This is a genomic window from Rhodopseudomonas sp. AAP120, from assembly GCF_001295845.1.
In the GTDB taxonomy this organism is placed as follows: Bacteria; Pseudomonadota; Alphaproteobacteria; order Rhizobiales; family Xanthobacteraceae; genus Rhodopseudomonas.
In genome coordinates, this window is sequence record NZ_LJIC01000137.1 from 64,022 (window position 1) to 76,257 (window position 12,236).

7 protein-coding genes and 1 tRNA gene are annotated in these 12,236 nt (G+C 64.0%); 3 read left to right on the forward strand and 5 right to left on the reverse strand.

Annotated elements, in window-relative coordinates:
• Positions 1–3 precede the first annotated feature (3 nt).
• A complete protein-coding gene (locus IP86_RS20860) occupies positions 4–2,304 on the reverse strand; it encodes an ATP-binding response regulator (RefSeq protein WP_156332578.1) in 2,301 nt (766 codons plus the stop codon).
• Positions 2,305–2,484: 180 nt separating this feature from the next.
• On the opposite strand from IP86_RS20860, the gene IP86_RS20865 reads away from it, so the two are divergent.
• The 3 genes from IP86_RS20865 to torA are packed head-to-tail and all read left to right on the forward strand — an operon-like array spanning position 2,485 to position 7,242.
• Positions 2,485–4,110 (forward strand): c-type cytochrome, encoded by a 1,626-nt coding sequence (locus IP86_RS20865; RefSeq protein WP_054164348.1) that lies wholly within the window; start codon positions 2,485–2,487, stop codon positions 4,108–4,110.
• An 8-nt stretch (positions 4,111–4,118) separates the two neighbouring features.
• On the forward strand, positions 4,119–4,781 hold the full coding sequence (locus tag IP86_RS20870) for a TorD/DmsD family molecular chaperone (RefSeq protein WP_156332579.1): 663 nt from the start codon (positions 4,119–4,121) through the stop codon (positions 4,779–4,781).
• Positions 4,771–7,242, forward strand: coding sequence for a trimethylamine-N-oxide reductase TorA (gene torA / locus IP86_RS20875; protein WP_054164350.1), 2,472 nt, complete (start codon positions 4,771–4,773; stop codon positions 7,240–7,242). The genes IP86_RS20870 and torA overlap by 11 nt, the downstream gene beginning before the upstream one ends.
• 339 nt (positions 7,243–7,581) lie before the next feature.
• Here torA and IP86_RS20880 read toward each other — a convergent pair.
• The 4 genes from IP86_RS20880 to IP86_RS20895 form a co-directional block, all read right to left on the reverse strand.
• A tRNA-Ser gene (locus IP86_RS20880) sits at positions 7,582–7,671 on the reverse strand.
• Positions 7,672–8,055: 384 nt separating this feature from the next.
• Positions 8,056–9,543, reverse strand: a complete 1,488-nt coding sequence (otsA, locus tag IP86_RS20885) for an alpha,alpha-trehalose-phosphate synthase (UDP-forming) (RefSeq protein ID WP_054164351.1) — start codon at positions 9,541–9,543, stop codon at positions 8,056–8,058.
• A 155-nt stretch (positions 9,544–9,698) separates the two neighbouring features.
• Positions 9,699–10,496 carry a trehalose-phosphatase gene (gene otsB / locus IP86_RS20890; RefSeq protein WP_054164352.1) on the reverse strand — a complete coding sequence of 266 codons (798 nt, stop codon included), beginning with the start codon at positions 10,494–10,496 and terminating at the stop codon, positions 9,699–9,701.
• On the reverse strand, positions 10,493–11,974 hold the full coding sequence (locus IP86_RS20895; RefSeq protein ID WP_054164353.1) for an MFS transporter: 1,482 nt from the start codon (positions 11,972–11,974) through the stop codon (positions 10,493–10,495). Before IP86_RS20895 ends, otsB begins: the two co-directional genes overlap by 4 nt.
• Between the last annotated feature and the right edge of the window lie 262 nt (positions 11,975–12,236).

The window sequence follows — 12,236 nt, forward strand, 5'->3', positions numbered from 1 at the left end:
TCGTCAGTCGGCTTTCAGGCGTTCTTCGGGAATCACATAGGCGAGTAGACGGCCAATGATCGGCCCCGTGACCGACCAAGGCGCCCGCTCCACGCCGGCTTGCTCGAGTTGACGCAACATCGTGGCGAGATCGTCGAGTCCGAAGATCGCCGAACCGCTCGCCAGCTTGTGGGCTTGCGCAGTGAGCGCAATATCGGGATACCCAGGCTTGATCTCGCTCAACATCGATCGAAATTCCGCCCAGCTCTGCCGGAATGCCTTGGCCATCTGGGTCCGTGCGGAGACGGACAGTCCACCGAGCATGTCGGCGGGCCGCGGCGAAAGCCCATAGACTGCCTTTGACAGGGCTTCGGCATCGAGCGGCTTCTGAAGCAGGGCGGTGAACAGGCCGGATTGCTCTGCCGACTCGCGCACGAGATCCACATTCGCGCTCAGGAGAAACAGCGGCGTGGCGCTGTAGGCTGGATCACGCCGGAGGTCCTGCGCGAACTGGACACCCGTCCCGTCGGGAAGGCGATAGTCGACGATGAAGACGTCATAGTGATCCGACGCGGCATGGCGCAGCATATTGGCCTCCGCAAGGCTCTGCGCGTGGTCGACCGCCAGGCCCGCCCGCTCCAGCATCGCGGTCGTGACCCATGCATTGATGTCGTCGTCATCGATCAGAAGGCAGCTCAGACCGAGCGCCGTTTGGGCGATGCCGCCGCTGTCGACGATCGCTCCCGGCTTCGGAAGGACGAGAGGCAAACGGAGTTCGAGAACGGCGCCGTCGCGCTCCTCGACCGCAGCGAGGCTTCCGCCGAGTGCGAGCGTCATCCGCTGCGCAATGGCCAGACCGAGACCCGAACCGGTTTGGTGCGTGACCCGCGGCCGCAGCTCGCTCGGCGGATGCTTGAGCATCTCGGCAATTTCTTCGGGCAGACCTGGTCCGTGATCGGAGACGCGGAAGACGAGCCAGCCAGCATCGAGGCGGGCACCGACCTCGACCCCGCGGCCATCATCGTAGCGTAATGCGTTCTGGATCAGATTGCCGAGGATCTGTTCGAACATCGACCAATCGAGCTGGACCTCGTCGGGCACCTCCTCCGCAATATCCAGCCGCAGAGGAATCGCTCGCTGCCGCGCAAAAACGCCCTTCACGCGGATGACGTCGTTGAGAGCTTTGCTCAAGGCCACCTTCTCGGGCCGCGGCACAGGCGCCTGGTGCTCGAAGCGCGAGAAGTTCATGACGTTGCCGAGCGTCGAATTCAGCGAACGCGCCGAAACTTCGAGAAGGTCGACGAGCTCGCGCTGCTGGGCGCCGTCCGCTCCCTTCATCAGGCCCACGATCCCCAGGATGCTGTGAAGCGGAGCACGGATTTCGTGGGACATCGCCGCCAGAAACAACGACATCGTGCGTTCGGATTCGCGCGCCTTGGAAATTGCCGCACGATGCTCCGTGACGTCATGCAGCAGCAGGATCAGCGATGCCTCGAGTTTGTTGGCCGTATCCTCCACGCGCCGCAACCGAATATCGAAGCATCGGCTGCCACGACTGGTCGGCATCCAGACGGCGTCCCATTCGCTCCCGGCTACGCCGACGATCTGATCGACGACAGCCTGCAGATCATGGCGATGGGGTTGCAGGGCCAAGCGATAATTCAGCCCACCCGGCTCCGAGACGCCCGCGAAGGTCTGGAGCGCCGCCTGATTGGCGGTGATCAGCTTGCCGTTTTCGGCGACGATCAGGACGGGGTTGAGTAAGCTCTCGAACGCGGCGAAATACTGGTCACGCTCACGGGCGAGGCGTCTCTGCGTTTCGCCGAACGCGCTTTCGTTGGCTTCGGTCGTCGCCCAAGGGGCAAGCATTGCGAGTTCGGCCTCGCCGAAAAAATCGTCGAGCCTTCTGATGAACTCCGCGGGCTGCGAGATCTGCAGCGCGGGCTCCGCCTTGGCCGATGCCGAAACGAAAAGGTCGTTGAAGTGTTCGCGATAGGCTCGATGATAGAGCTTGAAGAGCCCGTTGTGCAGTTCGAGCGGGATGCCGAGGTCGTGGTGGCTTTGCGCAGCTTGGCGTAGCCGGTCAAATCGGCTGTCGACCCGGTAATCGTAGCGACCGTCATGGCCGCCGCTGCGCACATGATCGGCGAGATACGCGATCAGCCCTTCGTTCAAGCTCTCGATCGATTCGGTCCACGCCGCGCGCAGCGAACTCGTTCTGTCGGAATAGCCTCGTTCCTGTGCGAGCTTGATCGTCTCCTCGACCAATTGCTCCTGCTCTCGCAACAGCAGTGGGCGAGTCAACTCCGCGGGCCAAGTCGTCACTGCAGCTCCTTCGACCAACCGCCATCGCGCATTCCGCGCGGGCCGACGACACGGGTCGTCGCCCCCGGCTGTTTACAAGCCATTTACATCCCCCTCACAACACGACAGCCCCACGCAGCCGCCGCCCTAGTAGAATGACCCTGATCCACTGGACGCTTTCCAATGCCAGGAGGCAAGCACATGCGACTGCGCCACAAAAAGCTCTATCTCCTGGCCGGCACCTGTGTGCTCCTCGGTGCGGTCGGCTTCGCGGTTTTGACCTCTCCCTGGACATGGTCTGCCACCCATCCCTCGCGCAAGGCGATCGATCCGGCCGGCGCGGATCTCGCCAACGGCCGGAAGGTGTTCGTCGCATCGGATTGCGCGACCTGTCACATGACGCCGGGTCAGCAAGACGACACGAAGCTCGGTGGCGGCGGCACACTGCAGACTCAATTCGGTGTGTTTCACATGCCGAACATATCGTCCGACCGCGAGACCGGTCTGGGTGGATGGACCCTCGCCGAGTTCGACCGCGCATTGCGCGAGGGCGTCGGACCGGACCGAATCTGGCCGGACGGCAAGAACCTCTACCCGGCATTCCCCTACACCTCCTATCAGAGACTGAAGGGGGAGGATGTCCGGGATTTGTTCGCGTATCTGAAAACGCTCGAGCCGATCCGCAATGTCGTGTCCGACCACGAGCTGAAATTTCCCTATAACATCCGCCGTGGCGTAGGCGCCTGGCGACTTCTGTTTCTCGACGGCGTCCGCAACGAGGCACCCGCCCCCGCAGGCGTCGATGTCGCGAAGTTCAAGCGTGGCGAATATCTCGTGGAAGGCCCCGGGCATTGCGCGGAATGCCATTCGCCCCGCGGCATCATGGGCAACGTCATCGCCGACAAGCGCTACTCCGGCGGCCCCGCGCCCGATGGCGTCGACTACTTTCCGAACATTACGCCCGACGAAACCGGCATCGGCTACTGGTCGCAAGCGGCAATCGCGAACTATCTCGCCACAGGGTTGAATCCGATTGGCCGCACCGCCGCCGGCGACATGGCCGAAGTGATCAAGAACACCTCACAGCTTCCCCGCGAGGATCTGGAGGCGATGGCGCTCTACTTGAAGCACGTCCCGGCCGTCGACAAGCCCGCGCCCGGAGTGCCGGAGCCGAATCGCACCGACAAGGTGGTGATGCTGAAGAACGCGGTGCGGGTTGCTGCCTCGCTGCCGGTTTCGCCCGAAGCCGCGATCGCGCAAGGCGCCGATGTATGGGTCGCCGGCACCAAGTCGGTGTGGATGTCTCAAGACGGCGCCGGCAGCGCCGCGCCGGAGCAGGGCAAGCTGCTCGGCGGCGCACAGGCGAAGGTCGGACAACGTGTCGGCACCAAGGTTCAGCTCACCGTGAAGGGCTGGCAGATGGCCGACGTGCCTTCGATCATCTACCAGGCCAAGGGCCACCGCATCATGGTCGCGGTCCTCGACAAGGAAGCCGCCGCCGCCGTCCAGCGTGGCACCGCCGAGAAGGACACCGAGACGGGCCAGTCCTGGGTGCCGGTTCAGGTCACGTTCTGGAGCGACGAGAAGAACCTCAATACGGACCGCCAGGCACTGTGGAGCTACAGCGCGACGACCTTCCAGAAGACGTGTTCGGCCTGCCACGTCCTGCCGCAGAAGACGCATTTCACGGCGAACCAATGGATCGGCACGCTGAAGGCGATGAAGCGCTTCACGTCCTTCAGTGACGATCAATACCGGCTGATCCTGGCCTACCTCCAGAACCATTCCAAGGATCTGAACGAGGCGAGCGGGGGGACCAAGCATTGAGCAACAAGATGAGCTCTTTCGACCCCGACGGCGCCGACATGGTTCTGGCGTGCGAGTGGCTGGCGAAGCAGTTTCTCGCTCCGCCGGACGACGAGCAGGTCCGGTCGATCCGCAGCCTTCGGGGCCAGATCGCCCTGCGCGAGATCGGAGCGTCGCTGAATCAGCAACAGGCGGCCGACACGATCTGTCAGATCATGAATGCGGATTCGAGCGAAACCGTCGCCGAGACGCTGCAGCGTCGGCATGTGGCGCTGTTCGAGGGCATGTTTCGCCAACGCTGCGTTCTTCCCTATGCGAGCGTCTGGGACGGAACCGATCGGCTCGGCGGTCCCGCCGTCACTCGGGTCAAGTGTCTGATGCGCGATCTCGACATCCACCTCGACAGCACATGCACGGAGATGCCGGATCATCTCGGCATCTGCCTCGCCGTGCTCGCCGAAGCGCTGCGACAGCAACGTGAGGATGTCGCAGCCACCCTGCTGAGCGACATGCGCGGTTGGGTGCCACGCTTCAGCGAAGCGCTCATCCGAGCCGATGGGACGAACTACTACGGAAATCTGGCGCGCCTCCTGATGCCGCTGCTCGACCGCATCGGCGAAGGCCTCTGCAGCGAGACAGGCCGCGAGCAGGACAATGCCAGGGACTATGAAAGGGCAGGTTATGAGCAATAAGACGCCGTCAAAGGCTGCACGCAGCCTGTCTTTGTCCAAGCGGGATTTTCTGAAGGGATCAGCGGCCACGGCCCTCGGCTTGACCGGCCTCGGTCTGTTCGGTCGCGGCGCCGAGGCGCAAGGCAAGACCCGGCAGATCTTGTCGGGCTGCCATTGGGGCGTGTTCTACGGCAAGGTGGAAGACGGCCGGGCCACGGCGTTCGTGCCCTGGGAGGGCGATCCGGCCCCCTCGCCGCAGCTTCCCGGCGTGATGGATTCGATCTATTCGGAATCCCGCATCCGCTATCCGATGGTGCGGCGCGCCTGGCTCAAGGATGGTCCGGGCGCCGATCCGGATGGCCGCGGCAGCGGCGATTTCGTGCGCGTGAGCTGGGACAAGGCCATCGAACTCGTCGCTGGCGAAATCACCCGGGTGCGCGCGAAGTACGGGCAGCAGGCCGTATTCGCCGGCTCCTACGGCTGGAAGAGCCCTGGCAAGATTCACAATTGCCAGACGCTGCTGCGGCGCATGATGAACCTGACCGGCAGCTTCACCAACAGTGCAGGCGACTACTCGACCGGCGCTGCCCAGGTCATTCTGCCCTACGTCTCCGGCTCCATCGAAGTCTACGAGCAGTGCACGACCTGGAAGAACCTGGCCGAGAATTGCAAGCTGATGGTGTTCTGGGGCTGCAATCCCCTCAACAACTCGCAGATCTCCTGGCAGGTCGCCGATCACGGCGCCTTCCCCGGCGTCCAGGCCCTGAAGGCCGCCGGCACCAAAGTCATCTGTATCGACCCTATCCGGACGGAAACCTGCAAGGAACTGAACGGCGAATGGATCTCGCCGCGGCCGCAGACCGATGTGGCGCTGATGCTCGGGATCGCGCACACGCTCTACGTCGAGAAGCTGCACGACGCGGAGTTCCTGACGCGCTACGCGACCGGCTTCGACAAATTCCTGCCGTACCTGCTGGGTGAGAGCGACAACACGCCGAAGACCGCCGAATGGGCTTCGCAGATCTGCGGACTGCCTGCGTCCCAAATTCAAGATCTTGCACGCCGGTTCGCCTCGAACAGAACAATGTTGGCGCTGGGCTACTCGACCCAGCGGCAGCATCACGGCGAACAGATTCACTGGATGCTGATCACGCTGGCGGCGATGCTCGGGCAGATCGGCCTGCCGGGAGGCGGCTACGGCCTGAGCTATCACTACGCGTCCGGCGGCGCGCCGACGCACACGACGCCGATTCTCAAGGCGATCGACGATGCTTCGGGACAGAAGGTCGACGGCGCGGCGTGGCTCGCCCAGAGCGGCGGGGTTTCCATCCCGGTGTCCCGACTGGTCGAGACCTTGCTCAATCCCGGCAAGACGATGCAGTTCAACGGGCACGACATCCAGCTTCCGCTGATCAAGCTCGCTTATTGGGCCGGCGGAAATCCGTTCTCGCATCAGCAGGATCGCAACGAGATGCTGCGGGCCTGGCGGCAGCTCGACACGTTCATCGTCCACGACTTCCAATGGACGGCGTCGGCGCGCCACGCCGATATCGTGCTGCCGGCGACCACCAGCTACGAGCGCAACGACATCGAGCAGGTCGGCGACTACGCGTTGAGCCACATCGTGCCGATGAAGAAGATCGTCGAGCCGATGTTCGAGTCGCGCAACGACTTCGACATCTTCGCCGCGATCGCCGCCAAGCTCGGCAAAGGCTTCGAGTTCACCAAAGGCCTCAGCGAGATGGACTGGATCCGCGGCATCTACGAGGCCGCCAAGGTCGAAGCGCGCGCCAAGGGCATGGAATTGCCGGTGTTCGACGTGTTCTGGGACAGCAACAAACCGCTCGAATTCCCGCTCAGCGACGAGCAGGTGAATTTCGTGCGTCATGCGGATTTCCGCGCCGATCCGCTTCTGAATGCGCTCGGCACCGCATCGGGCAAGTTCGAGCTGTACTCCACGGCGATCGAGAAATACGGCTACGACGATTGTCCGCCGCATGCGACCTGGATGGAGCCGATCGAACGGCTCGACGGCCCGACCACGCGATACCCGCTGCACATCGCTGCCAACCATCCTCAGATGCGCCTGCATTCGCAACTTTGCGGCACCTCGAACCGGCGCAGCTATGCGGTGGCCGGGCGTGAACCGTGCTGGATGCATCCGCAGGACGCGAAGGCTCGCGGGCTGTCCGACGGGGACGTGGTTCGTGTCTTCAACGACCGTGGCCAGATTCTCGCGGGCCTGAAGATCACCGAAGACATTCGTCCCGGAGTCATCCGCATCAACGAGGGTGGCTGGTTCGACCCGGTCGATCCGCGCGAGATCGGCAGCCTGTGCCGGTATGGCGACGTCAACGCCCTGACGACAGGCGTCGCGACGTCGCGACTGGCACAGGGCAACTGCGGCCAGACCGGTGTGGCGCAGGTCGAGCGATACACCGGCCCCGTGCCGGCCGTGACGGTGTTTTCGCAGCCAGCCTGACGCCGCTCAACGGCCAGGCCCGACCGGATGCGGAAAGCGGGAGGGCGCTGCCTTGCGCGCGCCCAGTGGACCGCGATTGCCTCGATTCCGGGCCCTCCGGCATCCTGCGCGGCCGCCGCAACATTGCATGCCCCCGGCAGATGACGAGTCGCGCTTCGCACCCCGTAAACGCGACAAAGGCGGCCAGCACTCGCCCGCCTGAACCACCAATTTCCCTTGGAGATTGTTTGACGGGCTCTGCATTTTGAACGCCATTGCGTCCACCTTCGTGGACCACCCGGCTTGCAGAAGAGCTTCTTTTGTCTAGAGAGTTCGAGTTGCTGGGTTTTTCAGGAGCTCTGGCGGAGAGAGTGGGATTCGAACCCACGGTACGGTTTCCCGCACACACGCTTTCCAAGCGTGCGCCTTAAGCCACTCGGCCATCTCTCCGGGCGCCCTCTCATGACCGCGCCGCGCGGTTTTTGCAAGGGATCGACGCGGGCCGGGGTGGCGATTTCACCTATATTATTGATTTTACGGACAGACCGGCGTCGGCGGGGGCCTCATCGGGGGCCGGAAGGCACGATCGCAGCTCCGATTGGGGCAGGAATCACGCCGTTCGTCCGAAGACAGATCGGTCAAACGCATGGCCGATCAGCCCACGGGGGCGCGCTGAGGAAAGACCCGACCTTCCAGCGTCCACCGCCTCGTCGGAGACCTCTTCAGCAGACGGTAAGCTGCGCGTCGCTTGAGGCCAAAATCCCGGGCGCGGTTGGCCAGGCTCGATGGACATGGCCGCGAGCGCAGCCCGCCCGCCACATCACGCGTGCCGTATCACTGCAGAATGGCTCCGCCGAACGCCATCGGGGTACGACGGGACCACCCGCCGGCCATCTTCAGCGGCGCGGCGCCGGCGGCGCTTCCCGAATTTGCTAGGTCCCGACCCGCGCTGTGCGCGTCGCTCAATGCCGTGACGAAATCCGAAAACCACGACTGCACGCTGCCTCGGCGCAGCTTGCCCATCATGACTTCCCAGCGCATCCGCCGCTCGGTCAGCGGCATTGCCAGAGCGGTCGCAATGGCGCGGGCCATGCCTTCAACGTCGTGCGGGTTCACCAGCAGGGCGGTGTCGAGTTCGTTGGCGGCACCGGCGAATTTCGACAGCACCAGCACGCCGGGATCGATCGGGTTCTGCGCCGCGACGTATTCCTTGGCCACCAGGTTCATGCCGTCCTGCAGCGGCGTCACCAGACCGACTTGAGCTGTGCGATAAAGGCCGGCGAGCACGGCCTGGCGAAACCCCTTGTTGAGATAGCGGATCGGCGTCCAGTCGGCCTCGCCGAGCCGGCCGTTGACGTCACTGACCAGCCGGGCGAGGTCGCCCTGCAGATTGCCATAAGCCTCGATCGTGCCGCGCGACGGTGTCGCGATCTGCAGCAGCGAGACGCTACGCTGCAACGACGGCCGCGTCGTCAACATGCGTTCGAATGCGTTGATACGATTGATCAGGCCCTTGGAGTAATCTAGCCGATCGACCCCGATCACCAGCTTTTCGCCGTTCAGGCTCTTGCGCAGCCGCGAGACATCGGGGTGGGCCATCGCTTTCTGCGCCTGCTGTGCGAACAGATCGGCATCGATGCCGATCGGGAAGACCTGACAGCGCGACACGCCACGCGGGCTGGTAATGACGCCGTCGACAGCCGTCCGGCCGAGTTCGCTTTCCACATAAGCGATGAAATTGCCGCGATCCTCTTCGGTTTGGAACCCGATCAGATCATAGGCGAGCATCGCCTCGATCAGCTCGCGGTTATGCGGCACACACCCCATCGTGGCGGGCGACGCCCATGGCGTATGCAGGAAGAAACCGAGCGGCTGAGTGACGCCGAGATCGCGCAATTCCGCGCCGAGCGCAAGGAAGTGGTAATCTTGAATCCAGAAGGCGGTATCCGGCTTGCGAAAGCGCATCAGCGCGCGCGCCATGAAACCATTTACTTCGCGATAGGAGTGATAATCGTCCTGTGAAACTCGAATCAGGTCGGCTCGGGAATGAAGCGCCGGCCACAACGCCGAATTCGCAAACCCTTCGTAGTAACCGCCATAATGCGCCGCCGGCAGGTCCAGCATGGCGAGCGCGCCGGCGCCGAGTTCTTCAATTTCGGCGAAGGGTTCCCGCTGAGCCCCATCGCGAACGCGGCCGCTGGAACCGACCCAAATAGCTCCCGATTTCTCGACCACCGGCAACAATGCGGCGGCCAAACCACCTGTCATCGGCTCGTTGGCCGATGCCCTCGCCACCCGGTTGGAAACGACGACTAGGTTCACTTGTCCCTCCGGCGCCCCTATTGATGATTGGTGAATTAACAACCGTTCATCGAGTTCGTTCCATGACGCAATTCGAACAACTTTAAGGCCACCGGATGGTCTTCTGCCGCACGCTTGCCCGCGTTACGGCGCCGCAGGTTTCTACAGTACCAACCTCAATGAGGCGGATCGAGCAGCCGAGTCAGCCATTCGCGTACGTCGCGCGGTTCCTCGAAATGACCATCGACCACATCGCTGTGTCGGCCGACCGAGAAGGCCAGACCGCGTAGTTCCGGCATGATCGCAAACACGGTTTCGTCGGTGACATCGTCGCCGATGAAGACCGGACGGCGACCGGTGAAAGGATCGTGCTTCATCAGTTCGACGACGCCGGTCGCCTTGGTGAAACCGGAATGCTTGATCTCACACACCGCCTTGCCCGGAAGAACCTCCAGCGGCGCGTGCGGATTTTCCGCGCGAATCGCCGCGACGGATTCGTAGATCGCCTTCTCGGTGTGCGGCGCGAGGCGGTAATGCAGCGCCAGGGAATAGCCCTTGTCCTCCAGCAGAATGCCGGGACTGATCCGTGCGATCGCGGCGAGCCGGCTCTTCAAGTCCGGATCGAGCGGCGGTGCGTGGACGGCGGCGGTTTCGCCGCCCGACAGCAGCCGCATCTCGGCGCCGTGGCCGCCGACTGCGGGCAGCTTCATCGGCGCGAAGATCAGATCGATGTCGTTGATCGAGCGGCCGCTGACCAGCGCCAGCGCGCCCGAAGTACGCTCGTGCAGTTGCCGCAGCGTCTGCTCCAGCTCCGGCGGCACCCAGACTTCGCGCGGCGTCGGCGCAAAGTCGAGCAGCGTCCCATCGATATCGAGCAGCAGCGCGCAGCGCTCCAGGCTCGGCATCGCCACGGCCGACGCCGGCACGGAGTTGGAGTTCAGCCGCGTTGCCGTTTCGGCGAATTTTGCAGTCATTTGCCTTCCTCTACAGCGGCCAGCGGCCGCGCAACTTGTTCGAGCGACCGACGTTCGGCCGCGACACCATAGCGCCACCCGACGAAGGCGGCGATCACCATCAGGAGCGCACCGAGCAGATAGCCGGCGAAGACGCTGCCGCGCGAGCCTGTGTCGATCAGCGCACCGAACAGGGCCGGACCTGCGACGCCGCCGACGCCGGTGCCGAATGCGTAGAACAACGCGATGGCCAGCGCGCGGACTTCCAGCGGAAACGTTTCGCTCACGGTGAGATAAGCCGCGCTGGCGGCCGGTGACGCGAAGAAAAAGATGACCATCCAGGCGATCGTCTGGCCCTGTGCGCTCAGTGCGCCGATCGAGAACAGATAGCCGGAGATCGCCAGCAGAACGCCGGAGACACCGTACGTCAACGCGATCATGGTGCGGCGGCCGACCGTGTCGAACAGCCGGCCGAGCAGCAGCGGGCCGAGAAAATTGCCGGCCGCGAACGGCAGGATGTACCAGCCGACATGGCTGGACGGAATGCCGAAGAAATCAGTCAGCACCAGCGCGTAGGTGAAGAAGATGGCGTTGTAGAAGAACGCCTGGGCCGCCATCAGCGTCAGCCCGACCAGCGAGCGCTGCCGATAGGTGTGGAACAGCGTGCGCGCCACATCGCCCAGCGGCGTATGGGTCCGCATCCGCAACCGGATCTTCGGGCGCGGATGCTGCGCATCAGGATCGATGCGCGCGTTGCGCTCGATCTCGGCGACAATGGCTTCCGCCTCCTTCGGCCGGCCATGCGTCATCAGCCAGCGCGGACTTTCGGGAATCCAGAACCGCATCGCGAAGACGATGAGGCCGAGCACCGCGCCGGTGAAGTAAGCGAGGCGCCAGCCGTGCTCGGGATCGATCACCGCAGGATCGAGCAGCACGATGGCCGCCACCGCACCGATCGCGGCACCGAGCCAGAAACTGCCGTTGATCACCAGATCGGTCCAGCCGCGATAGCGCGCCGGCATCAGTTCCTGGATGGTCGAATTGATGGCGGTGTACTCGCCGCCGATACCGGCGCCGGTGAGAAAGCGAAACAGCGCGTAGCTCCAGAGATTCCAGGAGAACGCCGTCGCGGCCGTCGCGGCGAGATACAAAGCCAGCGTGATGAAGAACAGCTTCTTGCGGCCGATCCGATCGGTCAGCCAGCCGAACCCGATGGCGCCGATCACCGCGCCCGCCAGATAGGCGCTGTTGGCGAAGCCGACATCGAGATTGGAAAACTGCAACTGCGGGCTGGCCTTCAGCGCGCCGGCCAGCGAGCCGGCGAGCGTGACCTCGAGACCGTCCAGAATCCAGGTGACGCCGAGCGCCAGCACGACGCGCGTATGGATACGGCTCCACAGCAGGCCATCCAGCCGGGCCGGAATATCGGTCTCCACGACGCGGCTGTCCGTAGCCGACGCCCTGGACGGCTCGATGCTGGCGCTGGCCGGATAAGACATTCCCCTCGCTCGGCATGCTGAGCCACGCCGCACGCACCGAACGTGGCGATGCGCCGCGGGCGGCGGACAGGTTGCGCGTTAACGGAACGCGGCGGCTTCGGTTCCGATTGCGGGCCTGATCGACCGCCGCCTCATTCCACTTTGCGCAAGTCTAGCCCGATGCCTCATCCCCCCTCCGCAGCGCGCCCCCTCTCCCGCCTGCGGGAGAGGGCTGGGGTGAGGGCACCCCAGGCAGTGAGCTCGCGACGCGCGGAGCGGAGTG

What these genes read in the sequence shown, in the direction of transcription:
- IP86_RS20865 (WP_054164348.1), top strand. Translation starts at nt 2,485, where the DNA reads ATGCGACTGCGCCACAAAAAGCTCTATCTCCTGGCCGGCACCTGTGTG.
- IP86_RS20870 (WP_156332579.1), top strand. Translation starts at nt 4,119, where the DNA reads ATGAGCTCTTTCGACCCCGACGGCGCCGACATGGTTCTGGCGTGCGAG.
- torA (WP_054164350.1), top strand. Translation starts at nt 4,771, where the DNA reads ATGAGCAATAAGACGCCGTCAAAGGCTGCACGCAGCCTGTCTTTGTCC.
- otsB (WP_054164352.1), bottom strand. Translation starts at nt 10,496, where the DNA reads ATGACTGCAAAATTCGCCGAAACGGCAACGCGGCTGAACTCCAACTCC.
- IP86_RS20895 (WP_054164353.1), bottom strand. Translation starts at nt 11,974, where the DNA reads ATGTCTTATCCGGCCAGCGCCAGCATCGAGCCGTCCAGGGCGTCGGCT.